Origin of the sequence: Paraburkholderia ginsengiterrae, assembly GCF_001645125.1 — a bacterium.
Taxonomy (GTDB): Bacteria; Pseudomonadota; Gammaproteobacteria; order Burkholderiales; family Burkholderiaceae; genus Paraburkholderia; species Paraburkholderia ginsengiterrae.
Genome location: NZ_LXKA01000334.1, coordinates 1 through 26,420 on the forward strand (window position 1 = coordinate 1; position 26,420 = coordinate 26,420).

General features: G+C 64.9%; 24 protein-coding genes. 5 read left to right on the forward strand and 19 right to left on the reverse strand.

Annotation, left to right across the window (positions count from 1 at the left end; genetic code table 11):
• Positions 1-187 precede the first annotated feature (187 nt).
• The 10 genes from A6V37_RS25725 to A6V37_RS25770 form a co-directional block, all read right to left on the reverse strand.
• Positions 188-961 (reverse strand): MBL fold metallo-hydrolase, encoded by a 774-nt coding sequence (locus A6V37_RS25725; RefSeq protein ID WP_064268993.1) that lies wholly within the window; start codon positions 959-961, stop codon positions 188-190.
• Positions 962-968: 7 nt separating this feature from the next.
• Complete coding sequence (gene bamC / locus A6V37_RS25730) at positions 969-2,108, reverse strand: outer membrane protein assembly factor BamC (protein WP_064268992.1); 1,140 nt, start codon at positions 2,106-2,108, stop codon at positions 969-971.
• Positions 2,109-2,239: 131 nt separating this feature from the next.
• Complete coding sequence (gene dapA / locus A6V37_RS25735; protein ID WP_064268991.1) at positions 2,240-3,169, reverse strand: 4-hydroxy-tetrahydrodipicolinate synthase; 930 nt, start codon at positions 3,167-3,169, stop codon at positions 2,240-2,242.
• A gap of 43 nt (positions 3,170-3,212) precedes the next feature.
• Positions 3,213-3,812 (reverse strand): class I SAM-dependent methyltransferase, encoded by a 600-nt coding sequence (locus tag A6V37_RS25740; protein WP_064268990.1) that lies wholly within the window; start codon positions 3,810-3,812, stop codon positions 3,213-3,215.
• 17 nt (positions 3,813-3,829) lie between these two features.
• Positions 3,830-5,032 carry a tryptophan--tRNA ligase gene (locus tag A6V37_RS25745; protein WP_064268989.1) on the reverse strand — a complete coding sequence of 401 codons (1,203 nt, stop codon included), beginning with the start codon at positions 5,030-5,032 and terminating at the stop codon, positions 3,830-3,832.
• A gap of 6 nt (positions 5,033-5,038) precedes the next feature.
• Positions 5,039-5,701 (reverse strand): site-2 protease family protein, encoded by a 663-nt coding sequence (locus A6V37_RS25750; RefSeq protein ID WP_064268988.1) that lies wholly within the window; start codon positions 5,699-5,701, stop codon positions 5,039-5,041.
• 47 nt (positions 5,702-5,748) lie between these two features.
• A complete protein-coding gene (locus A6V37_RS25755; protein ID WP_064268987.1) occupies positions 5,749-6,384 on the reverse strand; it encodes an L-threonylcarbamoyladenylate synthase in 636 nt (211 codons plus the stop codon).
• Between the two features lie 137 nt (positions 6,385-6,521).
• Complete coding sequence (locus tag A6V37_RS25760) at positions 6,522-7,352, reverse strand: 3',5'-nucleoside bisphosphate phosphatase (protein ID WP_064286448.1); 831 nt, start codon at positions 7,350-7,352, stop codon at positions 6,522-6,524.
• Positions 7,353-7,474: 122 nt separating this feature from the next.
• Positions 7,475-8,359 carry an alpha/beta fold hydrolase gene (locus A6V37_RS25765; RefSeq protein WP_064268985.1) on the reverse strand — a complete coding sequence of 295 codons (885 nt, stop codon included), beginning with the start codon at positions 8,357-8,359 and terminating at the stop codon, positions 7,475-7,477.
• An 83-nt stretch (positions 8,360-8,442) separates the two neighbouring features.
• Entirely contained in the window at positions 8,443-9,363 is a 921-nt protein-coding gene (locus tag A6V37_RS25770) for a ferritin-like domain-containing protein (protein WP_064268998.1), read from the reverse strand.
• Positions 9,364-9,666: 303 nt separating this feature from the next.
• Between A6V37_RS25770 and A6V37_RS25775 the strand changes: the two genes are divergently transcribed.
• From A6V37_RS25775 to A6V37_RS25785, 3 genes are all read left to right on the forward strand, one after another.
• Complete coding sequence (locus A6V37_RS25775) at positions 9,667-10,191, forward strand: gamma carbonic anhydrase family protein (protein ID WP_064286449.1); 525 nt, start codon at positions 9,667-9,669, stop codon at positions 10,189-10,191.
• Positions 10,192-10,256: 65 nt separating this feature from the next.
• Positions 10,257-11,207 carry an Hsp33 family molecular chaperone HslO gene (hslO, locus tag A6V37_RS25780; RefSeq protein ID WP_064268984.1) on the forward strand — a complete coding sequence of 317 codons (951 nt, stop codon included), beginning with the start codon at positions 10,257-10,259 and terminating at the stop codon, positions 11,205-11,207.
• 187 nt (positions 11,208-11,394) lie between these two features.
• The gene (locus A6V37_RS25785) at positions 11,395-11,784 is read left to right on the forward strand and encodes a hypothetical protein (RefSeq protein WP_064268983.1); all 390 of its coding nucleotides are present in this window, start codon (positions 11,395-11,397) and stop codon (positions 11,782-11,784) included.
• A 135-nt stretch (positions 11,785-11,919) separates the two neighbouring features.
• Here A6V37_RS25785 and ftsB read toward each other — a convergent pair whose 3' ends face one another.
• The 9 genes from ftsB to A6V37_RS25830 all read right to left on the reverse strand — a co-directional run bounded on the left by ftsB (position 11,920) and on the right by A6V37_RS25830 (position 23,133).
• Positions 11,920-12,351: a cell division protein FtsB gene (gene ftsB / locus A6V37_RS25790; protein ID WP_064268982.1), complete on the reverse strand. Its 432-nt coding sequence runs from the start codon at positions 12,349-12,351 to the stop codon at positions 11,920-11,922.
• A 107-nt stretch (positions 12,352-12,458) separates the two neighbouring features.
• Positions 12,459-13,742: a phosphopyruvate hydratase gene (eno, locus tag A6V37_RS25795; protein WP_064268981.1), complete on the reverse strand. Its 1,284-nt coding sequence runs from the start codon at positions 13,740-13,742 to the stop codon at positions 12,459-12,461.
• 174 nt (positions 13,743-13,916) lie between these two features.
• Positions 13,917-14,771 carry a 3-deoxy-8-phosphooctulonate synthase gene (gene kdsA, locus A6V37_RS25800; protein WP_064268980.1) on the reverse strand — a complete coding sequence of 285 codons (855 nt, stop codon included), beginning with the start codon at positions 14,769-14,771 and terminating at the stop codon, positions 13,917-13,919.
• The gene (locus A6V37_RS25805) at positions 14,768-16,441 is read right to left on the reverse strand and encodes a CTP synthase (RefSeq protein ID WP_064286450.1); all 1,674 of its coding nucleotides are present in this window, start codon (positions 16,439-16,441) and stop codon (positions 14,768-14,770) included. Before A6V37_RS25805 ends, kdsA begins: the two co-directional genes overlap by 4 nt.
• A gap of 146 nt (positions 16,442-16,587) precedes the next feature.
• Positions 16,588-17,391: an alpha/beta fold hydrolase gene (locus A6V37_RS25810; RefSeq protein ID WP_064268978.1), complete on the reverse strand. Its 804-nt coding sequence runs from the start codon at positions 17,389-17,391 to the stop codon at positions 16,588-16,590.
• A gap of 132 nt (positions 17,392-17,523) precedes the next feature.
• Entirely contained in the window at positions 17,524-20,181 is a 2,658-nt protein-coding gene (locus A6V37_RS25815) for a DNA internalization-related competence protein ComEC/Rec2 (protein ID WP_064268977.1), read from the reverse strand.
• A gap of 131 nt (positions 20,182-20,312) precedes the next feature.
• Positions 20,313-21,101: a TatD family hydrolase gene (locus A6V37_RS25820; protein ID WP_064268976.1), complete on the reverse strand. Its 789-nt coding sequence runs from the start codon at positions 21,099-21,101 to the stop codon at positions 20,313-20,315.
• 42 nt (positions 21,102-21,143) lie between these two features.
• Positions 21,144-21,887 (reverse strand): lipoprotein-releasing ABC transporter ATP-binding protein LolD, encoded by a 744-nt coding sequence (gene lolD / locus A6V37_RS25825; protein ID WP_064268975.1) that lies wholly within the window; start codon positions 21,885-21,887, stop codon positions 21,144-21,146.
• Positions 21,880-23,133 (reverse strand): lipoprotein-releasing ABC transporter permease subunit, encoded by a 1,254-nt coding sequence (locus tag A6V37_RS25830; RefSeq protein WP_064286451.1) that lies wholly within the window; start codon positions 23,131-23,133, stop codon positions 21,880-21,882. The genes lolD and A6V37_RS25830 overlap by 8 nt, the downstream gene beginning before the upstream one ends.
• Before the next feature lie 218 nt (positions 23,134-23,351).
• Here A6V37_RS25830 and A6V37_RS25835 point away from each other — a divergent pair, with 218 nt between their 5' ends.
• A complete protein-coding gene (locus tag A6V37_RS25835; RefSeq protein WP_064286452.1) occupies positions 23,352-24,482 on the forward strand; it encodes a hypothetical protein in 1,131 nt (376 codons plus the stop codon).
• A gap of 52 nt (positions 24,483-24,534) precedes the next feature.
• Positions 24,535-26,241 (forward strand): single-stranded-DNA-specific exonuclease RecJ, encoded by a 1,707-nt coding sequence (gene recJ, locus A6V37_RS25840; protein ID WP_064286453.1) that lies wholly within the window; start codon positions 24,535-24,537, stop codon positions 26,239-26,241.
• Positions 26,242-26,420: the final 179 nt, after the last annotated feature.

A 26,420-nucleotide genomic window follows, 5' to 3' on the forward strand; every position in this document is an offset into this window, starting at 1 on the left:
GGTTTGCCCGGCGCAGCTCTCATCATGGGGCGGGATCTTTCCCATCCACGACCCCGGATAGATTCGAGCAAGTCCACTTTATGCCAACACCGCCTCGCTTGCAAAAATCGGGCTGACCATAGATTTTCATTGCACCGCGGTATTTAACGCGCGGAACGTGCATCAGGCAGCAAACCTCAGGGCCGCATCACACGCTCAGCCACGCAAAACCCTCGTCCTGCGAAGCCACCACCACTTCCGTCGGCGCCGCGCCCAGCACGCCGGCCATCGCGGCCTGTGCCAGTTCCGGCAGATTGTTCTGCTGACTCAGATGCGCGGCCACCAGATGGCGCAATCGCGAACGGTCGAGCGAGGCCAGAATCTCAGCCGCCGCATCATTGTTCAAATGCCCATGATTGCCGCCGATGCGCGCCTTCAGCGATTGCGGGTAGCGGCTGCCAGCCAGCATCCGCACATCGTGATTGCATTCGAGCACCAACGCGTCGCAGCCGCTCAGCACGGTGCTGATATGCGGTGTGGACGTACCCACATCGGTCAGCACGCCAAGCCGGCTCGCGCCATTCGACAGCACGTATTGCAGCGGCTCGCGAGCGTCGTGCGGGACGGTATAAGGGAGGATGCTGAGGTCGCCGATCGCGACCGCTTCGTCGCCCCACAGCACCTGCAGGTCGATATCGGCTTCGTCGGCGCCCACCGCGCGGGCGGTACCCCAGCTCATGTAAAGCGGAATCGACCACTTGCGCGCCAGCGTCAGCGCGCTGCCAATGTGGTCGCTGTGTTCATGCGTGATCAGAATGGCGTCGAGGCCTTCGACGCTCGCACCAAGCCGCGTCAGACGCCGCTCGACTTCCCGCGCCGAAAAGCCGCAGTCGAGCAGCACGCGCGTGGTGGTCGCGCCGCTTTGCGCTTCCACCAGCAAGGCATTGCCTTCGCTACCGCTGCCGAGACTCGCGAACCTCACGGTTCGCTTAGTTCAGTTGCGCATGCAGCAGCGTCACGATGCGCTGCGCGTCGGTCGAATTGTCCACCTGCCCGTTCGCGTCCACCACCGCGACCTGCGTCACCGTGTCGCCCTTCGAACGCACATTGACGAGGAATTCCTGACCCGGCTTTTTCGACGAATTGCCGCTGTAGAACAGCTTGCCGAGCAGGCCTTCTTTCTTCAGTTCCTGCATCGAGTCCGCGTAACGCACGTAGTAGATGCCCTTCGCGCGATCGCGGTTGTCGACCGTGAAGTTGGTGCGGTCGAGCGCGAGGCCCACGCGCAGCCATGCACGATCGAACGACTCCTGCAGATCGAGCGTCGACGCGCCTGCGCTCTGGTCGAGCGTAGCCGGCGCGGCCGCCGGGCGCGCATCGGTCAGCAGTTGCTTGGATTGCGCTTCGGTCAGTCCGAACTTCTGCATCAGCTTGGTCAAAAACAGCGCTTCAAGTGCCGGATCACGCGGGCGCTCTTCCCAGCGCGACGACGTCTTGTCCTGCCCTGTCATCATCTCTTCCATCGCGCTGTGCGTAATGGAGATATCCGTGGTGTCGCCCGGCGCGCGCGAGACGAGCGTGCGGAAACTGTCACGCGTGCCCGACGAGTAAGCGAAGTCGATCACCTTGCCGACCGTGCGGCGGAACCAGTCGTCCGGAATGTTGGCGCGGTTTTCGGCCCAGTCGGTCGTCATGATGCCGGTGGCCGGTGCGTCGGTTTTCAGCGCGAAGCCGTTCTCCTGCCAGAACTCCTGCAACTGGGGCCACAGTTGTTCAGGCGTGCGGCCGTCGACGACGAGCCAGCGGCGATCGCCGTCGCGTTCGATGTGCATGCCGAGCGGATCCTGCGCGTTCGGCTGGCCTTCGGTCGAATTGCCGGCGGCCGTGACCGCGCGCTGCTGCGCGCCGCCCAGCGCCAGATTGGCCGGCGGTGCGACGTAGTGCTGATCGGTCTGCGTGGTGTTCAGATCGCCAGGCACGGCGAGCGGCGGCGCGCTGCCCGCGCCTTTGTAGTTGACGCGGTCGGAAGCGAACCAGTCGTTCAGCGTGTCACAGCCGGCGAGCGTCGTGAGGGCAAGCGCCAGCGCCGCCATGCGGGTTGCGTGGAGGGAAAGTGCAGAACGTTTCATGAGGTCCTTCGTGATGCTGGAACGCGGTGCCGTGGTTCTGTGTGCTGGGAACGTGGGCTGGATCGACGTCGGTTAAGGGATTGCCGGTGACAGGCTTGCGTTAGCGCTGACGGGTATTGCGGACGAGCCGCTTACCCCAGCAGACCCGCTTCGCGAAGCGCGCCGCGCACCACCTCGTGGTATTGCGCGTCGAGCGGCGTAAGCGGCAGGCGGATTCCGCCCTGCACACGACCCAGTTGCTGCACTGCCCATTTCGCGGGAATCGGATTCGATTCGATGAACAGGTTCTTATGCAGCGACAGGAGTTTCAGATGAATTTCACGCGCGGTTTTAGCGTCGGCGGCAAGAGCGGCCTTGCACAACTCGCTCATGGCGCGCGGCGCGACGTTGGCGGTCACCGAAATATTGCCGTGGCCGCCGAGCAGCATCAGCGCGATCGCCGTGGGATCGTCGCCGCTGTAGATGCCGAAATGCGCCGGCGCGAACTTGATCAGATGCGCGGCGCGATCGATGTTGCCGGTGGCTTCCTTCACACCAATGATGCCCGGCACCTGCGCGCAGCGCAGAATGGTTTCGTTGCTCATGTCCGCGACGGTGCGGCCCGGCACGTTGTACAGGATCACCGGCAGATCGACGGTTTCCGCGATTTTCGCGAAGTGGCGATAGATGCCCTCCTGCGTCGGCTTGTTGTAGTACGGCACGACCTGAAGCGTCGCGTCCGCGCCAACTTCCTTCGCCTGGCGGGTCAGTTCGATCGCTTCCGAGGTGGAATTGCCGCCCGAGCCCGCGATCACCGGAATCCGGCCCGCTGTGTGCTCGACTGCGGTCTTGACCATCAGCACGTGCTCTTCCACCGACAACGTAGCGGACTCGCCGCTCGTGCCGACCACCACGAGCGCGTTCGTGCCCTCTTCGACGTGCCAGTCGATCAGTTTGCGAAACGCCGGCAGATCGAGGCTGCCGTCTTCGAGCATCGGGGTGATGATGGCGGGAATGCTGCCGCGAATCTTAACGCCGTCGTTGCTGTTGCCTTGAGTGCCGCTTTGGTTGCCGTTAGTCATGAAACGCCATGAATTTGATCAGGTAAACCGCGATTGTAGCGGATTAGCCAGCCAACCCGTAACAACGCGGAGATGCCGCCTGCATGGGGTCGTCTGAGCGCTCCGCCTCCAGAATTGCGCAGATCCGCTGGACGTAGGCCGGGCGCGGCTGCGCGAGATAACCGTCCTGAAATGCGACCACTCGCAGGTGGCCGCGCACCCGCTCGAGGAGCTCGCCGGGCGCGAGCAGAAACGCCGGATTAGAGGGCTTGCCGACGCTTTCGTTTCCTTGCGCGAAGGTCTCGTAAACCAGTACGCCGCCGGGCGCGAGCGCCTGCAACAGCGACTCGAAAAGCGGCCGGTGCAGATAGTTCGTCACCACGACGGCGGCGAACTTGGCGTCAGCGGGCAAAGGCCACGCGGCGCCCTCGAGGTCGGCCACGAGCGGCGTCACGAGCGGCGCGTCGCGCAGCAAATCGAGCGCGGCCGGATCGCGGTCGATGGCCGTGACCGGATGTCCGCGCGACGCAAAGAATCGCGCATGCCGCCCCGCCCCCGACGCGACGTCGAGCACCGCGCCGCCCGTCTCGACCAGATGCGCCCAATCGCGCACCCAGGGCGACGGCTCGCTCAACCCATGCACGGCGGCAGCGGAAGTACTCATCACTACAGCGCGGCCCGTCAGTTGTACGACAGGCCCATGGCCTCGCGCACGTCGCGCATCGTTTCCGTGGCGAACTTGCGTGCCTTGTCACAGCCGTCGGCGACGATCGCGCGCAACAGCGACGGATCGTCCATGTACTTCTGGGCACGCTCGAGCATCGGCTGCTGCTCGCGCAGAATGCCCTCGATCACCGGCTGCTTGCACTCGAGGCAGCCAATTCCGGCCGAACGGCAGCCCTTCTGCACCCATTCATGCGTGGCCTCATCCGTGTAGACCTGATGCAGCTGCCACACCGGACACTTGTCCGGATCGCCCGGGTCGGTGCGGCGCACGCGCGCCGGATCGGTGGGCATGGTGCGGACTTTCTTCGTGATGGTCTCCGCGTCTTCGCGCAGGCCAATCGTGTTGCCGTACGACTTCGACATTTTCTGGCCGTCGAGCCCCGGCATGCGCGACGCTTCCGTCAGCATGGCCTGCGGCTCGACCAGAATGATCTTGCGTGAGCCTTCGAGGTAGCCGAACAGGCGCTCACGGTCGCTCATCGACAGGCTCTGCGACTCCTGCAACATGGCGCGCGCCTGTTCGAGCGCTTCGTCGTCGCCTTCCTGCTGGTAGGCATTGCGCAGTTCGTGATACAGCTTGGAACGCTTGCCGCCGAGTTTCTTCGCCGCCTCGTTGGCCTTCTCCTCGAAGCCCGGTTCGCGGCCGTACAGATAGTTGAAGCGGCGCGCGATTTCGCGCGTCATTTCGACGTGCGGCACCTGGTCCTCACCGACCGGCACGAGCGAGCCGCGATACAGCAGAATGTCCGCGGCCATCAGCACCGGGTAACCGAGGAAGCCGTAGGTGGACAGGTCCTTGTCCTTCAGCTTCTCCATCTGCTCCTTGTAGGTCGGCACGCGCTCGAGCCAGCCAAGCGGCGTGCTCATGCCGAGCAGGAGCGCCAGTTCGGCGTGCTCGGGCACCCGGCTCTGGATGAACAGTGTGGCTTGCGCCGGATCGATGCCCGAGGCGAGCCAGTCAATCAGCACGTCCCACACGTTCTTTTCGATCACTTCAGGCGTTTCGTAGTGCGTCGTCAGCGCGTGCCAGTCGACCACGCAGAAGAAGCACGGGTACTCGGACTGCAGACGCACCCAGTTTTTCAGCACGCCGTGATAGTGGCCGAGGTGCAGCGACCCGGTGGGCCGCATGCCGGAGAAGATACGGTCTGGGAACATGGTTATTTAGAAAAGCGAAACAAGTGGAGTCAGAATTGCGGTAATCGCGCTATAGCCGATCGTAACGAGCGGGCTCAACCAGTAGCGCGTGAGCGTGCCCGTCATGACAAGCGCCATCACGATGAAAAACCCGTACGGTTCGAGGCGCGACAGCGCAATGGACTGGCGCGGCGGCAACAGCGCCATCAGCACGCGGCCGCCGTCGAGCGGCGGCAGCGGAAACAGGTTCAGCACGCCGAGCACGAGGTTCACGCCGACGCCCGCACCCGCCATGCGCGTGAAGAACGGTTCATCGACATTCAGCACCGCGAGCGCGACGCCGAACACGCCCCAGATCAGCGCCTGCACGAAATTGCACGCCGGCCCCGCCGCCGCGACCCACATGCTGCCCCAGCGCGGATTGCGCAGATTGCCGAAGGCGACCGGCACCGGCTTGGCGTAACCGAACATGAACGCGCCGCTGGTGGCGAAGTACAGCAGCAGCGGAATCGCGATGGTGCCAAGCGGGTCGATGTGCCGCATCGGATTGATGGAGACGCGGCCGAGCACGTACGCGGTATTGTCGCCGAGCCAGCGCGCGACGTAGCCGTGCGCCGCCTCGTGCAGCGTGATCGCGAAGATCACCGGCAACGCGTAGACGGCGATGGTTTGTATCAGGGAAGAATCCATAACTCGCTATTGTAACAACGCGATGGCGTGCGTCTGTCCGCTTTCGCTCATGCCGTCTCTTCGAGACCGAATGGCGCGAGAGAACCGCGCCCTGCCCGCACCAGCACCGGGTCCGCGCCGGTCAGATCAACCACCGTGGACGGCTCGCACACGCAAGGCCCGCCGTCGATCACCAGATCCAGCTGCTTTTCCAGGCGCGCGCGGATTTCTTCCGGGTCGTTCAGCGGCGCGGTTTCGCCCGGCATGATCAGCGTCGAGCCGAGCAGCGGCTGGCCGAGCTCTTCGAGAATGGCCAGCGTGATCGCGTGATCCGGCACCCGCAGGCCGATGGTCTTGCGCGACGGGTGCGACAGGCGGCGCGGCACTTCCTTGGTGGCCTGCAGCACGAACACGTAGGGGCCTGGCGTGACCGATTTGATCAGCCGGTACTGCCGGTTGTCCACCATCGCGAAGTTCGCCAGCTCCGACAGATCGCGCACCAGCAGCGACAGCAGCTGCTTCTCATCGAGCCCGCGAATGCGCCGCAGGCGCTCCACGGCGTCCTTGTCGTCGAGATGGCAGGCGACCGCGTAGCTCGAGTCCGTCGGCAGCGCGACCACGCCGCCGTCGTTGATGATCTGCACGGCCTGCTTGACGAGGCGCGGCTGCGGGTTGTCTGGATGAAGCCGGAAATATTGGGACATGGTGGCTAGCGATGCCTACGGATGAACGGCAAATGAATGGCGGACGAGCAGCGGTGAAACGGCAAGCGGAACACAAACGGACGCGCGACGCAGGCCCTGCTCGCGCGCATGACGTGCCCGCGTGGCACCGCGCGGGATCACAGCCAGCGTTCCCAGACGGGCTTCAGATCGGAGGGCAGCGGCGGCAGCGTGCCTAGCTCGACACGGCCTTCGCCGGGTGCATGAAAGTCGGACCCGCGCGACGCCTCGAAACCGAAACGGCGCGCGACATCTGCGTACTCGCGGTATTGATCGGGCGTATGGCTGCCCGTCACCACTTCGATCGCCTTGCCACCGAGGTCGATGAATTCGGCAAAGAACGCGTCGAACTCGACCGGCGAGTATGCGTAACGGCCGGGATGCGCAATGACGGCTTCGCCGCCGGCGGCCTGGATCCAGCCCACGGCGTCGGACAGCTTGGCCCCGCGATGCGGCACAAAGCCGGGCTTGCCGTCGCCGAGGTAGCGTGTAAACACATCCTGGGTGGAACTGGCGTAACCGCTTTCCACCATGTAGCGCGCGAAGTGCGTGCGTGAAATCAGGTCTGGGTTCGACACGTATTTGAGCGCGCCCTGATAGGCATCGGGAATGCCCAGCGCGGCCAGTTGCTCGCCGATCGCAACGGCCCGCGCGGCGCGGCCGTCGCGTGTGCGGGCCAGTCCATCGATCAGGACCGAACTAGACGGATCGATGCCGAGCCCGACGATATGCACCGTGCGCGAGGCCCAGGTGACGGAAACCTCGACGCCGCTCAGATAGCCCATGCCGAGCGCTTCCGCGGCGCGCCTTGCTTCCTGCTGGCCGCCCACTTCGTCGTGATCGGTGAGCGCCCACAGCGTCACCCCGCCCGCATGCGCGCGGCGCGCGACCTCGGCCGGCGCGAACTGGCCGTCGGAAACGGTGGAGTGACAGTGGAGATCGGCGTTCATCGTTGTCTTGAAAAGGTTCTCCGCTCATTTTACTGCAACGCAGTAAGTGAACGCAGAGCTATCTCGCGCACCTGACGCCCTGAAAGGAGTCTCCCTGAGACGCCTTAAAGCTTTTGAAAGGTCTACGCGCAGAATCCCTCGATCAGCGCGGCCACCTGCTCCGGCTGATCGTGGTGCACCATGTGCCCCGCTTCGTCGATGATCTTCTCGCGCCAGTTCGGGAACGCCTGAAAGCGCGCCTTGAATTCGTCGAGCGGAATCTCGCCCGCAATCTGCGCGAGCGTCGGCGAGTTGGCGGCTTCCACGTGCAGCACCTTCGCGCTCACCTTGCGCCATGTCGCCATCACCTCGTCGAGGCGGTACAGCATGGGGCCACGCATTTTGTGCGCGGGATCGGCGAGCAGCATGAAGCCCCCTTCGCCGTCCGGCTTCGACCAATGCTGGGCGAGGAACTTCGCCCGCTGCGGATCGAGGCGCGGATTGGTCTTGATCAGACGCGCGGCGACGTCGCCAAGCGACGCGTAGTGCCTCAATTGCGGCGGATCGCGCAATTCGTCGAGCCAGTTGCGCAGCCGCTTGGGCGCTTGCGCCGAGTGCGACGGCGCGAGACCGAAACCTTCCAGATCGACCACCCGCCGCACCCGCTCCGGCCGCACGCCCGCATAGATGCAGGCGATGTTCGCGCCCATGCTGTGGCCGACCAGATTGACCTCGTCAGTCGGCGCGTAATGATCGAGCAAAGCGTCGAGATCAGCCACGTAATCCTGAATCCAGTAGTTGCCGCCACCGTGCTGCGCCACTGGCCAGTCGGACAGGCCAAAGCCGCGCATGTCAGGCGCCAGCACCTGCCAGTCGCCGCCCAGGGCATCGACGACGAACTGGAACGACGCCGCCACGTCCATCCAGCCATGCAGCATGAACAGCTTCGGCGCATCTGGGTTGCCCCAGCGCCGCACATGCAGACGGATGCCGCGCACGGCGACGAATTCAGACTGGGAAGTGTTCATGAACGGCTCGCCAAAAAAAGAATGGTCGTTCGATTATAACGAGATAGCGGGCCGATGCACGGGGTCCGATAGCGAAGAAAGTCTCAGTCTTGCGCGGCCGGCGGTGCCGCCTTCTGTACGTCGAGTTCCGCCCAGGCAGCCAGCGCGGCCAGTTCCGCATCGTCAAAGCCGGCGTCGCGGCGCGCCTCGAAATTGAACGGACCCCGTAGCTTCGGTGCGTGATACTGGTCGGCGAGGCGCGTGTACGTCTCGTGCGGATCAAGGCTGTCTTCGTCACACAAATGGCGGAACCAGCGATTGCCGATCAACACGTGACCGATCTCATCGCGCAGAATCACGTCGAGAATCGCCGCGGACGCCTGATCGCCTGCCTGCAGCAGGCGCGCGCGGATCGGCGGTGACGCGTCGAGGCCGCGGGCTTCGAGCGTGCGCGGCACCAGCGCCATGCGTGCCAGCACGTCGTCGCGGGTGCGTTCGCACATGTCCCACAGGCCGTCGTGGGCGGGAAAATCTCCGTATGCGTGGCCATATTCCGCGAGACGCGCGCTCAGCAGCGAGAAGTGATACGCCTCCTCGGCAGCAACCTTGAGCCAGTCGGAATAGAACGCGGCCGGCATGCCGGCGAAGCGCCAAACCGCGTCGAGCGCGAGATTGATCGCGTTGAACTCGATGTGCGCGAGCGCGTGCAGCAGGACCGCCCGCCCCTGCGGCGACTGCATGCTGCGCCGCCCCAGTTTGCGCGGCTCGACCAGTTCGGGCCGCGCGGGACGGCCGGGCAGGCCGGCCGGTTCGTCGAGTTCGAGGTCCGTCGCCCATGTCATGCGGCCTTCGAGCACCGCGGAGTGCAACGCGCGCGCCGCGGCAGCCTTGGTGGGCGGGTCGATTTCGCCTAGCGCGGCAAGCGCAGCCGTACGCATGCAGTGCGCCCGATCACCCGCTTTGGGAACGGGCGAATCGGACGAATCAGGCAAAACCGACGAAACGGGCGAAGCGGCGGGCATCATGGCAAGCGAATCGACAAAGAAAACTGGATACAGAACGGTATAGGAAACGGCGGCACGCACGGTCATCGAGGCGCCGACAGCGGCCCAAAAGGGACAGGCGGCACAACGACAGCTACGCTCCCGCGCGCCTGGGCAGGCGGCGAGCCCACCCACAGACGCGCCAAGCGGCACATGCACACAACCGTTTACAATACCGGATTCGGCCATCCAAAGCGCCCGCGAGGCGAACAACCCCGCCGGACAGGACATTCAGGCGGTTTGCCGCGCCATCCCACGCGCGGCGGCCGATCAAGAGGAGACATTGTGACCATTTACAAGCTTGGCGACGCCGCCCCCACCATCCATGAAAGCGTGTTTGTCGCGGATTCGGCGAACATCATCGGCAAAGTGACGCTCGAAGAAAACGCGAGCGTCTGGTTCGGCGCGACGATTCGCGGCGACAACGAGCCCATCACGATCGGCGCGGGCAGCAACGTGCAGGAAAACGCCGTGCTGCACACCGACCCCGGCTTTCCGCTGACGGTCGAGCCAAACGTGACGATCGGCCACCAGGTGATGCTGCACGGCTGCACGCTCAAGGAAGGTTCGTTGATCGGAATTCAGGCGGTGGTCTTGAATGGTGCGGTAATCGGCCGCAACTGTCTGGTCGGAGCGGGCGCCATTGTCACCGAAGGCAAGGTGTTTCCCGATAATTCGCTGATTCTCGGCGCGCCCGCCAAGGTGGTGCGCGAACTGACCGAGACGGATATCGCCAATATGCAGCGCGGCGCGGCAAGTTATGCCAATCGCCGCGAATATTTCAAGGCGCAGCTCGTGCGCATCGGCTAACCAGCCGGGGCGCGCGGCGGCGCACGGCGCGGCATCATGCCGCGTCAATCGACCGAGGAAAAGTTGTGAGCGACCAGTTGCAAAAATTCATGTTCAGCGCGGCGCCGGTGCGCGGCGAGATCGTTTCGCTGCGCAATACGTGGCAGGAAGTGCTGACACGCCGCGAGTATCCCGCGCCCGTGCGTACGATTCTGGGCGAGATGATGGCTGCGTGCGCGTTGCTGTCGGCGAATCTCAAGTTCGACGGCACGCTCATCATGCAGATTTTCGGCGACGGCCCGGTCAAGATGCTGGTGGTGCAGTGCAGCTCCGATCTGTCGATGCGCGCCACCGCCAAGCTGTCCAGCGAAGCGGCCAGCGTGATCGACGGCACGACCAGCATGATCGAACTGTTGAATGCGAGCGGCCACGGCCGTTGCGTAATCACGCTCGACCCGAACAACAAGCAGCCCGGTCAGCAACCGTATCAAAGTATCGTGCCGCTATCGGGCGTGGACGGCCCGCTCAAGTCGATGGCGGAAGTGCTCGAGCATTACATGCACCACTCCGAGCAGCTCGACACGCGCATGTGGCTCGCGGCGGACACCGAGCGGGCGGTCGGCATGCTGCTGCAGAAGCTGCCGGGCGACGGCGGTATCGTCCCGCATCCGGGCGAACTGGACGCGGATACGTGGGAGCGCGTCTGTACGCTCGGCGGCACCCTGTCGCAAGACGAGTTGCTGAAGGAGGAACCGGAAACGGTGTTCCGCCGCCTCTTCTGGCAGGAGAACGTGCAGCATTTCGAACCGGCCAAGGCGCGCTTCGAATGCACCTGCTCGCGCGAAAAAGTCGGCGGCATGCTGAAAATGCTCGGCCGCGAGGAAGTGGACGGCGTCATCGAAGAACGCGGTCATGTCGAGATTCATTGCGAATTCTGCAATCAGCGTTTTGAGTTCGATCCGGTCGACGTGGCGCAACTTTTCGTCGCCAACGCGCTCTCACAAGGTGTGACACCGGCTGCGGAACAACGGCATTGAAACGGTTCGTCGGCTTGGCGTCCGTTTAGCCGCGCTTCATCAGCTCCGCATCCGACCGGAACAATACCGCGCCGCCCGATGCCTTTTCAGGGCTCGGGCGGCGCAGTATCTTTGATCATTGCGTCAAGTCATTGGCGGTGCACGCCGTGCACGGTTTGCTTAGGCATCCGGCCGATGGAGATCGAACATGAACTACCCCACTTCGTTGATACCGCTGCCACGTGGTGCCAGCAGGCTCGCCGTCCTCGCTGCCGTCACCTGCAGCGTCGCGCTCACCGGCTGCGTGATGGACCCGCCGGGGCCGTCGCCCATCTATAGCCGTCTACCTGCCGACCAGTCAGGTGTGGCGAGCCCCGCCCAGCCGCTGACACCGGAACAGCGTCAACGCTACGACGCGATCGACCAGCAGGTCATGACCGAGCAGAATCAGGCAATCGCCGCCGAAAACGCGGCGCAGGCGTGGTCGCGCTATTACACGCCGCCCGTCAACGTGTACGGCAGCTATTACGGCGGCGGCTGGGGGCATGGCTGGGGTACGGGCGTTGGCGTCGGATATGCGCCGTATTGGGGCTGGTAAGCAGCGGCGGCTAGCTCATTCTGCAGGTGCCGTGGGCTAACCGCCAGGCAGAAAAAAGCACGAGTGATTTCTCACCCGTGCTTTTTTTGCATCCTTCTTACTGAACCGTAGCGATACGTTTCTGTACGGCGTCCCTCAGTGTGCAGGCTTCTTGTCCTTCACGACCTTGCCACCGTGCTTGCGATCCGGTTTCGCGCGCGACTCCGGATTCGGCACTACATGCAGCGGCGCGGCCGACACTTCGCCTCGCGTGGACGTCGTGACCGAAGGCGTGTTCGCAGCCGGCAGCGGCGCATTCGGCGAGACGAACTGCACGAACACCTCGCCGTCCTTCACCATGCCCATTTCGTAGCGCGCCCGCTCTTCCACAGCAGCCGTGCCGTTCTGCAAATCCTGCACTTCGCCCTCGATGCGCTCGTTGCGCACCTTCGCGTCGGTATTCTTCTGCATCTGCTGAGCCAGTTGCTGCTGCAACTCGTGCACGCGCAACCAGCCGCCGTGCCCCCACCAGAGCGGATACTGGATCAACGCCAGTAGAACGATCAGGACAGCAGTGACAAGCCGCATGAAGTAAGCACAATAAATACACGCCGCCCTGCGCTATACGCAGGGCGGCGGGGTCAATCAGAAACGAAGGATAACCGGATCATCGGTCAGCGCTGACAAACCAACGATTAGCGCAGATTGTAGAACGCCGACTTGCCCGGGTAGCTGGCGATATCGCCGAGGTCTTCTTCGATGCGCAGCAGCTGGTTGTACTTCGAGATGCGGTCCGAGCGCGACAGCGAGCCCGTCTTGATCTGACCGGCGTTCAGGCCGACGGCGATGTCCGCGATAGTGGAATCTTCGGTTTCGCCCGAACGGTGCGAGATCACAGCCGTGTAGCCGGCGCGCTTGGCCATTTCGATGGCCGCGAAGGTTTCCGTCAGCGTACCGATCTGGTTGATCTTGATCAGGATCGAGTTGGCGATGCCCTTCTCGATGCCTTCCTTCAAGATGCGCGTGTTGGTCACGAACAGGTCGTCGCCCACCAGCTGAACCTTCTTGCCGAGCTTGTCGGTCAGAGTCTTCCAGCCCGCCCAGTCGCTTTCGTGCATGCCGTCTTCGATCGACACGATCGGGAACTTGTCCGCGAGGTTAGCCAGGTAGTCGGCGAATTCCGTCGACGACAGTTGCAGGCCTTCGCCGGCCAGCTGGTATTTGCCATCGTGATAGAACTCGCTGGCTGCGCAGTCGAGCGCGAGCAGCACGTCTTCACCCGCGCGGTAGCCTGCCTTTTCGATCGCTTGCAGGATGGTGGACAGGCACTCGTCGTTGCTGCCGAAGTTCGGTGCGAAACCGCCTTCGTCGCCGACAGCCGTGCTCATGCCACGGTCCGACAGGATCTTCTTCAGCGCGTGGAACACTTCTGCGCCGCAGCGCAGGGCTTCACGGAAGGTCGGCTGGCTGACCGGGACGATCATGAATTCCTGGATGTCCAGGCTGTTGTTGGCGTGCGCGCCGCCGTTGACGATGTTCATCATCGGCACTGGCAGTTGCATTGCGCCCGAGCCGCCGAAGTAGCGGTACAGCGGCAGGCCGGCTTCTTCAGCAGCAGCCTTGGCCACCGCCATCGACACGGCCAGCATCGCATTCGCGCCGAGACGCGACTTGTTGTCGGTGCCGTCGAGTTCCAGCAGAGTCTTGTCGAGGAAGGCCTGCTCGGAAGCATCGAGGCCCATGATCGCTTCGGAGATTTCAGTATTGATGTGCTCGACCGCCTTCAGCACGCCCTTGCCGTTGTAGCGGCCGGCTTCGCCGTCGCGCAGTTCGATCGCTTCGCGCGAGCCCGTCGACGCGCCCGACGGTACCGCTGCGCGGCCCATCGTGCCCGATTCGAGCAGCACGTCGCATTCGACGGTGGGGTTGCCTCGCGAATCGAGAATCTCTCGACCGATGATATCTACGATAGCACTCATGGTTTCCTCAAGAAATGACGTTGAATTCTTTACTGTGACACTGTGTCGGCCATTTGCCGGTCTCCCCGGCAGACAACTTGCGCCGATACGTTCGACGACCATCGCGTGAATTCGCCGCGCGTCACGAGTATGCCGATTATGCGAAGCATTCGTGACACGCCGCGAACGCCTGAATCAGTTGAAGTCGCCTTCGAGGAACGGCGCGCGCTTGACAGCCTGATCGAGTGTCAACAGCGTCTCGAGCAGGTCGGCCATGCGGTTGAGCGGCACCGCGTTCGGACCATCCGATTTGGCTTCAGCCGGATTCGGGTGCGTTTCCATGAAGAGGCCGGCCACGCCGACCGCCACCGCGGCACGCGCCAGCACCGGCACGAATTCGCGCTGACCGCCCGAGCTCGTGCCCTGCCCGCCCGGCAACTGCACCGAGTGAGTGGCGTCGAACACGACCGGCGCGTTGGTTTCGCGCATGATCGCGAGCGAACGCATGTCCGACACGAGGTTGTTATAGCCGAACGACACGCCGCGCTCGCACGCCATGAAGCGGTCTTCCGACAAACCCGCTTCACGCGCCGCGTCGCGCGCCTTGTCGATCACGTTCTTCATGTCGCCCGGTGCGAGAAACTGGCCTTTCTTGATGTTGACCGGTTTGCCCGAACGCGCGCAGGCGTGAATGAAGTCCGTTTGACGGCACAGGAAAGCCGGCGTTTGCAACACGTCGACCACCGAAGCGACCTGCTCGATTTCGTGCTCGGCGTGAACGTCGGTCAGCACCGGCAGGCCGAGCTGACGCTTCACTTCCGACAGAATGCGCAAACCTTCGTCCATGCCCAGACCGCGGAACGACTTGCCGCTGCTGCGGTTAGCCTTGTCGTACGACGATTTGTAGACGAACGGAATGTTCAGCTTCGCGCAGATTTCCTTCAGCCGGCCGGCTGTGTCGATCGTCATCTGTTCGGATTCGACGACACAGGTGCCCGCGATCAGGAAAAACGGCTTGTCGAGACCGATTTCGAAATCGCCCAGTTTCATGCTTTCTCCCCGACTTCCTTCACCATGCTCGACTGCTGATGCGCGAGCGCCGCTTCGACGAACGACTTGAACAGCGGATGGCCGTCACGCGGCGTGGACGTGAATTCCGGGTGGAACTGCACGCCGACGAACCACGGGTGCATGCTGCGCGGCAATTCCATCATTTCCGGCAGATCCTCACTCGGGGTACGGGCACTGATGATAAGGCCGCCGGCTTCGAGCTGGGGCACGAAGCGGTTATTGACTTCATAACGGTGACGATGACGTTCGTTCACATCCTTGCCGTAAATCTCCTCGGCCATCGTGCCGGGCTTGATCGGGCAACGCTGCGAACCGAGGCGCATCGTGCCGCCCAGATCCGACTCTTCGGTACGCTTTTCGACCTTGCCTTCGCGGTCGTACCACTCGGTGATCAGGGCGACCACGCGGTTTTCGGTTTCCTGATCGAACTCGGTGCTGTTCGCGTCTTTCAGACCCACCACGTCGCGGGCGAATTCGATCACGGCGAGTTGCATACCGAGGCAGATGCCGAGATACGGCACCTTCGCTTCACGCGCATAGCGGATCGCGGCAATCTTGCCTTCGGTGCCGCGCCGGCCGAAGCCGCCAGGCACGAGCACGGTGTCGAGATGCTTGAGGCTCTCGACACCTTGCGTCTCGACTTCTTCCGAATCGATGTATTCGATGTTCACGCGCGTCGACGTATGCATCGACGCGTGGCGCAGCGCTTCGATCAGCGACTTGTACGACTCGGTCAGATCGACATACTTGCCGACCATGCCGATCGTGACTTCGTGCTTCGGATGCTGCAGCTTCTCGACGAGATCGGACCACATGGACAGATCCGCGGCCTTCGGCGTGAGCTTGAGCTCTTCGCAGATGATCGCGTCCAGACCCTGATCGTGCAGCATCTGCGGAATCTTGTAGATGCTGTCCGCGTCCCACACCGAGATCACGGCGTCTTCCGGCACGTTCGAGAACATGGAGATCTTCGCGCGCTCGTCGTCCGGAATGCGGCGGTCGGCGCGGCACAGCAGCACGTGCGGCGAAATACCGATTTCGCGCAGCTTCTGCACGCTGTGTTGCGTGGGCTTGGTCTTCAGTTCGCCGGCCGTGGCGACCCAGGGCACCAGCGTGAGGTGCACGAAGCACGCGCTGTTGCGGCCCATGCGCAGGCTCATCTGACGCGCGGCCTCGAGGAACGGCAGCGATTCGATGTCGCCCACGGTGCCGCCCACTTCGACGATGGCGACGTCCGGCTCACCGCACGTCGCGGAAGCCGCGCCGCGTTCGATGAACGCCTGGATTTCGTTCGTGATGTGCGGGATGACCTGCACCGTCTTGCCGAGATAATCGCCGCGGCGTTCCTTGCGGATCACCGATTCGTAAATCTGGCCCGTGGTGAAGTTATTGGCCTTGCGCATCTTCGTGCTGATGAAGCGCTCGTAGTGGCCGAGGTCGAGGTCGGTCTCCGCTCCGTCTTCCGTCACGAACACTTCGCCGTGTTGAAACGGGCTCATCGTGCCGGGGTCGACATTGATGTAGGGATCGAGCTTGAGGAGGGTGACTTTAAGACCGCGCGATTCGAGGATCGCGGCGAGGGAAGCGGCGGCAATACCCTTGCCGAGGGAAGATACTACGCCGCCGGTGACGAAAACATATTTGGTCATCGCTGGATGCTCGCGGGAAAAACGGATTATACCGTAAAGCAGGGCCTCAACCCAGCGAATTCCTCGTGACAGCCACGCGCGCATGCTGCGGTGCGCATCCTCAAGCCCCGCTTCCGATCATGCGCCGTCAATGCCCGCAAGCGGCGTTAAGCCCGGCGCTCCAGTTCATGCAACATCCGCTGCACCGCGCGGGCGGTTTCGAGGGGTTTTTCCATCGGGTAGAGATGACTGCCTTCGATCCATTCCACATGGCCGCCGGTCGCGCGCCGGGTCGCGGCGAGACCGGCCTGGCGGATTTCCTTCGAATGCGTGCCGGCGATAAATCCCACCGGCACCGGCGCGCCACGGGCGAGCCGCGAGCCGAGCGTATGCGGCAAGGTCTTATAGATCTGATATTCGGTGCGGCGGTCGAAGGCGAGCGAGCGCGAGCCGTCGGGCGCCGATTGCGGAATGCCGAAGTCGATGTAGTCGGAGAGCATGCGTTCGTCCCAGCGCGCGAACGCCGGCTTCGAATGGAAGTGCCGCCACGCTTCGTCGCGGCTCGCCCACTGGGTGCGGCGCGTGCGGGTCGCGGCGGCGGGCGAAAGCCGCTCGTCGAGACCGGTCCATTGCGACACGCGCAGCATGCTGCTGCGCCAGCCGGCGATTACCGGCGAATCGAGCATCACCACGCCCCTCACCCACTGCGGCTTCTTCAGCGCGGCCATCAGCGAGAGGTAGCCGCCGAGCGAATGCCCCACCAGCCACACCGGGTGCTCGTAGGTCCGGCCAATGTCTTCCAGCAGCTGTTCGACCAGATGCGGCCAGTCCTGCGTCACCGGATAGCGCGAGTCGTGGCCGATGCGCTCGATGGTGCGCAGCTCATAGTCGTCGGCGAGCTCGGCGAAGATGGTCCGGTAAGTCGACGCCGGAAAGCCGTTCGCGTGCGAGAAGTGAATGATGTTTTTCAACTGCGGCTATCTCCGTGCTGTTTTGGCGTGCTGTATTTGCGAGCCGGACTGTCGCGCGCGCCGACGGCCGGGCGCCTCGCTCAGCGGCGCGTTCCTTTTTGTCCATGCGGCCGGCCATGCGCCGGCGTTTCATCAGCGATCCATCCAGTAGCGGCGTTGCGTGTCGCGATAGCGTTCGAGCTTCAGCGCAACGCCTGGCGTGCGCGCGTCGCCATTCGCCCTGTCGTCCGGGACGACCTCGACCCGCACCGCGCCGTCCGTATCGCTGCGCCCAAGCTCGATGTGCCGCGCCTTGTAGCGCTCGAACACACCCGCATTCGGATGATGAAAACGGTTGCGATAGCCTACCTGAAATAGCGCGACGAGCGGCTCGATAGAGTCGAGGAACGGCTCGGTCGACGAGGTCTTGCTACCGTGATGCGGCACGACTAGCACCTGGGCGCGCAGCATTGCCGGGTCGCGCGAAAGCAGAATGCGTTCGGTCGGCGCCTCGATATCCGCCGTCAGCAGGGCTGTGATGCGCCGGGGCTCCGTTTGAACACGCCCGTTCGTCTGACTGGTCCCGGCCAGCGGCGCACTGACCCGCAGCACGCAGCAATGCGCGTTCGGCCTGCCTCGCAGCGGGCCGGCATCTGGCCAGAGCATTGCGAACTCGACACCGTCCCACTGCCAGCGCTGTCCCGCCGCGCACGGCAGCGTGTCGGCGCCGCGCTGCCTCGCCGCCGCCCACAACGCGTTCGACGGCGCCAATGCCGCTACCATTTGATGCACCTGGATCGCCTGCAGCACCGCGGGCGCGCCGCCGGAGTGATCGGAATCGGCATGACTGATGACCAGCGTGTCGAGCGCCTTGACACCCTGCGCCTGCAAAAACGGCACGACCACCCGCTCGCCCGCGTGAGTCGATTCAGGACCCGGCCCGGTATCGAATAGCAAGGTGTGATGCGCCGTTTCGATCAGCACCGACGTCCCCTGCCCGATGTCCAGCGCCGTCAGCCGGAAACTGCCGTGCGGCGGGCCGGACGGCGCCGGCATCAGCAGCGGCAGCCACGTCAGTGGCGCAGCCCAGCGCAGCGGCCAGCCGCTTGGCGCGAGACACCAGAGCACGCCGAGCGCCGCGGCGGCGAGGGTCCACGCATCCGGTTGCGGCAGACGCCAGAGCGTCCATGCGGGACCGGATAGCATTTGCAAGCCTGTGGCCAGCAGGTCGAGCAACGCATGCGCGAAGCGCCACGCGTGCACGTCGAGCGGCGCGGGCAATGCAATGCCCGCCAGCACCGCCGGCGTGACCAGCACACTCACCCACGGAATCGCGAACGCGTTCGCAAGCGGGCCGATCAGCGGAATCTGGCCGAACCAGTAGACGGTGAGCGGCGCGAGCGCGACCGTTACCGCGAACTGCACATGGGTGGCGCCGCGCAGCCGTTCGACGGCGCCGCGCCAGCGGCGGCGCAGGACGAGACACAGGCGCAACCATCGGCCCGGCGCCTCGGCATCTTTGCCCGCCTCGTCGCGGTGTTGCTCATGATCCTGCACGCGCGGCCGCCCCGACATCGCGAACAGAATCGCCGCCACCGCGCAGAACGACAACCAGAATCCCGCCGACGTCACTGCCCATGGATCGATCAGCAACACGAGCCCCAGCGCCCACGCGAGCACGACCGAGCGTGCGACCTCCCGCCCGCTCACGAACGCGAGCGCCAGCACGCCCGCCATCCATAGCGCGCGCTGCGCCGGCACATTGAAACCGGCCAACGCGGCGTGCAGAGCGGCGAACAGCGCGCCGCCCGTCACCGCGACGATCTGCGCGGGCAAGCGCAATGGCCAGTTGCGGCCGATCCACGCGGAGCGCCGCCACAGCGCGCCCGCAAGCCAGCCCGCGAGGCCCGCGACGAAACCAATGTGCAGACCCGAAATCGCCACCAGATGGCTCGTCCCCGTGCCGCGCATCAGGAGCCAATCGGCGGCGCTGACTTCGTCCTGCGCGCCGATCGCCAGCGCGACGACAATCCCGCGATGCGGCGCGTCGGCGAGCACCGCGTCGATCCGCGCGCGCAGCGTGGCGCGCAAGCGGTCCACCATGACGCCGACACCGCTTGCCCGGCCCGCAAGTCGCGCGGCATGCGCCGGCGCACTGACATAGCCGGTGGCCCGCACGTTACGCGCGAGCAGATTGACCTCAGTGTCGCGTACGCCGAAGTTCGCATTGCCGTGCGGCCGCTTGAGCCGCACGGTGAGGCGCCAGCGCGCACCGGGCTCGAGCAGCGGCGGCGGCGCATCCTCGGCGATCCAGGAAAGCTGGATCACAGGGGGAAATGCCACGCCGGGCATGTCGGCTTTTTCCACGCTGAACAGAAACCGTGCGCCCTTTTCGTCGTGTGAAGGCAGCCCCTTGATGCTTCCCACGATGTCGATATTGCGGCCTTCCCACGTGCCCGGCAAACTCACCGCGAGGCGCTGGTCCGCGCGCAAGGCGGCGTAACCGAACCCGGCGCACATCGCGGCACACCAGATCGCCCCCCAGCCTGCGCATGAACGTACGCGCCGGTTGAGCCAGGCGCGGCACGCAAGTCCTTTCCCAATAGCCGCACCGTGGGCGCGAACCGAAGCCGCAGCCTCGGAACACCCGCACTCGAGATCCGCAACGCGAGCGCGCAGACCCCAAGCCGCCACGACAACTGAAGCGCCCCCGAGCAGCGCCAATCCGCACCATCCAGTCCAAACCGGCAAGGCCGCCTGCCGCTGCAGCCAGATCACGCCCAACGCAAACCCGCACCACCATGCCCGCATCCGCCCTCCCGCCGTCCGCCTGCTGCCCAACCAGCGCAGGACGAAGACGCAACGCCTCGCGAGCAGGCGTCAGCAGACCCGCCGGGCGTGGGTGTCGCCCGGCGCGAACCACTCAGACCATCGGGGATTGATTATGCAGACGAAAGTGCGAGCCGCGGCAGCGCGGCGAGCGCGTTAGCCGTTGTGCCTAGGGCGGCCTCTTCGGCGCTCATGCCGCGCAGTTGCGCGAGGCCGGCGCCAATGGCCGGAATCTGTTCCGGCGAGTTGCGCTGTTTGTACATCCACGCCGGGGCGATGTCCGGCGCATCGGTCTCGACGACCAGCGCGTCGAACGGAAGTTGTTCGGCAAGACGGCGGATTTGCCGCGCCCGCTCGAACGTCAGATTGCCGCCGAAGCCGAGATGCAGTCCATGGTCGATATAGGCCTCGGCCTGCTGGAAGCTGCCGTTGAACGCATGCGCGATGCCGCGATGAATCTGGTGCCGCCGCAGCCCTTTGAGCACCTGATCCTGCGACTTGCGTACATGGCAAAGCACCGGCAGATCGAATTCGCGCGCGAGTTGCAGTTGCCCGTTGTAGAAGAATTGCTGGCGCGCGTCGTCGAGACCCTCGACAAAATAGTCGAGCCCGATCTCGCCGATCCCAACGAACAGCGGGTCGTCGAGGCTCGCCTCGATTTCCATGCGCAGCAGTTCGAGATCGCCTTCCTGCGCCGCCGGCGTGTACATCGGATGGATACCGAGCGCATACGCGCAACCTTCAAACCGGTGCGCCAACTCGCGCACCGCCGTGAAGTTTGTCCGGCCGATCGCCGGAATCACGATCCGCCCCACCCCCGCGCGGTGTGCCGCCGCCGCGACGTCCGCGCGGTCGGCGTCGAACTCCGAAGCGTCCAGATGGCAGTGCGTATCGATCCACATATCGTGCCTTGCTTACGCCTGTGTCTCAGTCGATAGTCGCTATCAGACCGGCACCGGCGGCTCTTCGTGCAGCACGCCGTCGCGCAGCCGCATGATGCGGTCGCAGCGCCCGGCCAGTTCCGGATCGTGCGTGACGATCACGAAACTCGTTTCGAGCGTTTGCGACAGTTCGAGCATCAGATTGAACACGGTGTCGGCGGTGGTGCCGTCGAGATTGCCAGTCGGTTCGTCGGCCAGCACACAGGCCGGCCGGGTCACCAGCGCCCGCGCGATCGCCACGCGCTGACGCTCGCCGCCCGACAGCTCACCCGGACGATGTTTCGCGCGATGCCCCATGCCCACGCGCTCCAGCACCGCGAGCGCTTCGTGGCGCGCGGCTTCGGTCGTCATGCGGCGAATCCGCAGCGGCATCGCGACGTTATCGAGCGCGGTGAACTCCGGCAGCAGATGGTGAAACTGATACACGAAGCCGAGCGAGCGATTGCGCAGGTCGTTGCGTTCGCGCTCGGAGAGCTGGGTGAACGGCTTGCCCATCACCGAGACATGGCCCGCGCTCGGATCGTCGAGGCCGCCGAGCACGTGCAGCAGCGTGCTCTTGCCGGAGCCCGACGCGCCGACGATCGCCAGCTTCTCGCCGCGCCGCACGCTCAGTTGCGCGTTGTTGAGCACCGTCACGTTCAGGCCGCCCTGCACGAACGATTTGGAAATGCCGTTTGCTTCCAGCACGTAGGGATGCGGCACGGTGTCTCGGGAAGCCATGGACAAGTCAGGGGAACGGTCATTCATAGCGCAGCGCCTCCGCAGGACGGACTTTCGCACCACGCCAGCTCGGGTACAACGTAGCCAGCGCCGACAGCACGAAGGCGATGACGCCGATGCGCGCGACGTCGGCCGGAATCAGTTCGGACGGCAATTCGTTGATGAAATACACCGACGGCGGCAGGAACTGCACGCCGAGCAGGTGCTCGATCATCGGCACGAGCCAAGGAATGCTCCACGCGATCAGGCAGCCAAGCGCGACGCCGGTCGCCGTGCCGACAAAACCGATCGTCACGCCCTGCACGACGAATATCTTCATGATCGAGCGGGGCTGCGCGCCCAAGGTACGCAGAATCGCGATATCCGCCTGCTTGTTGGTCACCGTCATCACCAGCGACGACACCAGATTGAACGCCGCCACCGCGATGATTAGCGTGAGGATGATGAACATCATGCGCTTTTCGATCTGCACCGCCGAGAACCAGGTCTTGTTCTGCTGCGTCCAGTCGCGGATATACAGATCGCCCGACAAGGTGCGCGCGAGCTGATGCGCGACTTCCGGGGCGCGCTGCATGTCGGTCAGGCGCAGCCGCACGCCGGTCGGCGCGGGCAGTCTGAACAACGCCTGCGCGTCTTTAATGTTGATCAGCGCGAGCGTGCTGTCGTATTCGTAATGCCCCGACTCGAAGATGCCCACTACCGTGAACTGCTTCAGGCGCGGCAGCATGCCGGCGGGCGTGATCGTGCCTTCGGGCGCGACCAGGGTGATCTTGTCGTTCACCTGCACGCCGAGATTGGTGGCGAGGTCCGCGCCGAGCACGATGCCGAAGTCGCCCGGCACCAGTGCGTTCAGATTGCCGCCTTTCATTTCCTTACCGATGTCGGACACCTGCGGCTCGAGCGACGGCTCGACGCCGCGGAGCGCCACGCCGCTCACGGCGTCCTGGCGCGTGAGCAGCGCCTGCGCTTCGACATACGGCGCCGCACCGATCACTTCCTTGTTCTGGCGGGCTTCCTGGGCGGTCAGCTGCCAGTTGGGCATGGAGCCGGTGGGCGAAAAGATTTCGACGTGCGCAAGCACCGACAGCATCCGGTCGCGCACCTCTTTCTGAAACCCGTTCATCACGGACAACACGACGATCAGCGCCGCGACGCCGAGCGCGATGCCCGACATCGACACCAGTGCGATGAAGGAAATGAAACCGTTGCCGGTCGTGCGTTTGCCGGCGCGGGTGTAGCGCCAGCCAATCTGCCATTCGTAGGGAAATTTCAAGCGAATCCTTTTCTGCGTTCTTCGGCTTTGTGCCGCGCACGACGGCGTGAAGCGCCTGCCGTGCGGCCCGAGCGTGATGATTGGTGTGTTTTGCGGCGCGGATGGTTCCGGTCCGACGTGCCGTGCCGCAGCAATGCGCGCGCCACCCCGCTCCAAAGCCTGTCAGAAGCCGCGCACTGCCGCTGCCACCAGTCATCAAGCGCGAAGTTTGCCATACAATGCGCAGCATCATGCTCGCCAACCGTCTCCATCTGCTCCTGCCTTTCGCGCTGCCCGCCGCAGCGGACGCTTCCACCGCCCTTCACGCTATCCAGAGTCCGGCCCTCGACCGGCTGATCGCGCGCGCAACGCTCGTGGAACGCGTAATCGGCGAGGATTTCCAGCGCACGCTGCCGCACGAGCGCTGGGTGACGCGCCAGTTCGGCGCGCTGCCGGCCGCTGTGACCGGTGCAGCCGGTGCAGCCGCCGCCGACGAAGCGCCGCTCGCGCCGTACATGCTGCGCGCCGACGGCGGCGAACCCGGCAACGCAACGTGGGCCTGCGTGCAGCCGGTGCACGTGCGCATCGCGCACGACCACCTGGTGCTGATCGATCCGGCCTCGCCCGAACTCTCCGATGAGGACGCCGGCGCGCTGCTCGCGGTCGCCCGGCCGCTGATCGAGGAACTCGGCGTGCGCATCGAAGCGCCGCGGCCCACGCGTTGGTATCTCTCCGGCGACGGCTTCGGCACGCTGGCCGGGGCGTCGCCGTTGCGCGCGAGCGGCCGCAATATCGAAATCTGGCTGCCGCACGAGGCGCATTCCGGCGAGCGGTCGCGCGCCTGGATGAAGCTGCAAAACGAAGTGCAGATGGCGTGGTTCGAGCATCCTGTGAACGAAGCGCGCGAGGCACGCGGCCTGCCGGCCGTCAACTCGATCTGGTTTCACGCGCAAGGCGCGGCGCAGCCTGTGCGCAGCCCGTTCGCCCGCGTGCTCTCCGATGCGGCGGCCACGCGTGGCCTTGCCATCACGGCTGGCGTGCCGGCTGGCGCGCCGCCGGCTTCGTTCGCCGCGCTGTCCGCGCTGGCAGGCAGCGACAGCGCCAACGGGCCAGCCGGCGCCACGCTGGTCGAACTCGACCCGTTCTCCGCGCCCTACATCGAACAGGACTGGGCGCGTTGGAACGACGCTTTCGCCGCCTTGCAGACCGACTGGTTCGAACCCGCGCTCGCCGCGCTGCAATCCGGCCTGCTCGGCGAACTCGCCCTGACCCTGTGTGGCGACACCGGCTCGGTGACGCTCACGGTCACGCGCGGCGACCTGCGCAAATTCTGGCGGCGGCGGGTGCTCGCCTCGCTGTTTATCGAATGACTTATCAAATGACCCATCGAATAACTCATCGAATGATCCACGGCCTTTCCGAATGACTCGAATCGTTACGCGCGCCTGCTCTCCTGTCGACGCCGAAGTCCTCACCCGTCACGGCCTGCACCCGGTGCTCGCGCGTCTTTACGCCTCGCGTGGCGTGTGCCTGCCCGACGAGATCGAAACCGGCCTTGCGCGGCTCGTGCCGCCCGCCGCGCTCAAGGGCTGCGAAGAAGCCGCCGCCCTGCTCGCCGACGCGATCCAGAACCGGCGCCGCATGCTGGTGGTCGCCGACTACGATTGCGACGGCGCCACCGCCTGCGCGGTCGCCGTGCGCGGCCTGCGCATGCTCGGCGGCCAGATCGACTATCTGGTGCCGAACCGCTTCGAGTACGGCTACGGCCTCACGCCCGAAATCGTCGCGCTGGCCGCACGCAATGCGTCAGGCCAGCCGGATCTGCTGATCACGGTCGACAACGGCATCGCCAGCGTGGATGGCGTGGCCGCCGCCAACGCGCTCGGCATCGACGTGCTGGTCACCGATCACCACCTGCCCGGCGACGAACTGCCGGCCGCCCGCGCGATCGTCAATCCGAACCAGCCGGGCTGCACGTTTCCGAGCAAGTGCATCGCGGGCGTCGGCGTGATGTTTTACGTACTGCTCGCGTTGCGCGCGGAATTGCGCAGCCGTGGCGCGTTTAACGACAGCCTTCCCGAACCGCGCCTCGACGGCCTGCTCGACCTGGTCGCGCTCGGCACCGTCGCCGACGTAGTCAAGCTCGACGGCAACAATCGCGTGCTGGTCGCGCAGGGCCTGCAGCGCATCCGCAAAGGCAAGATGCAGCCGGGCATCGCCGCCCTCTTTCGCGGCGCCGCGCGCGACGCCCGCAGCGCGTCGGGCTTCGATCTCGGCTTCGCGCTCGGGCCGCGCCTGAATGCGGCGGGCCGCCTGTCGGACATGTCGCTCGGCATCGAGTGCCTGACCACCGACGACATCGGCCGCGCGTGGGAGCTCGCGCAACAGCTCGACACGATGAACCGCGAACGCCGCGAAATCGAAGCCGGCATGCAGCAGCAGGCGCTCGACGACCTCTCGGCCATCGACCCGGCGGGCGCGACCACCATCACGCTGTTCAATCCGGGCTGGCATCAGGGCGTGATCGGTATTGTCGCCGGACGGCTGAAGGAAAAATTCCACCGGCCCTCGTTCACCTTCGCGCTCGCCGATGACAGCGGCCAGACCGTCAAAGGCTCGGGCCGTTCGATCGCGGGCTTCCATCTGCGCGACGCGCTCGACCTGATCTCGAAACGCGAACCGGGGCTGATCGCCAAATTCGGCGGTCACGCGATGGCCGCGGGCCTCACGCTCGCCACCGCCGATGTGCCGCGCTTCACCGCCGCGTTCGAAGCGGTCGGCCGCGAATGGCTGTCCGAAGAGGCGCTCTCGCGCACGGTGGAAACCGACGGCGAACTCGAAGACGCCTACTTCACGCCGCAATTCGTCGAAATGCTCGACGCCGCCGTGTGGGGCCAGGGCTTCCCGGCGCCGGTGTTTTCGGGCGAGTTCGAGATCGCATCACAGGCGCTCGTGAAGGACAAGCATCTGAAGCTGCAACTGGTGCGCGGCCGCCAGCGCTTCAACGCGATCTGGTTCAATCACACCGACACCCTGCCCGCGCGCACCACCGTCAGCTACCGGCTGGCGAGCGATACGTGGAACGGCGTGTCGCGCGTGCAACTGATCGTCGAGCACGCGGCAAGCTGAAGCGGTGAACTGAAGCGGCGCACCGGAGAGAGGCGCCATGGGAGGCTCCATGCAAGGCTCCATCTCGCCGGAAACCTCGAAAAATCTCCGCAAAATCAACCGCAAACACGCGCCGGATCGCTCAAGAGCCTCCGGCGCGGCGCGTCGATCGGCTATAATTTCCCCTTTTCACCAAGCTA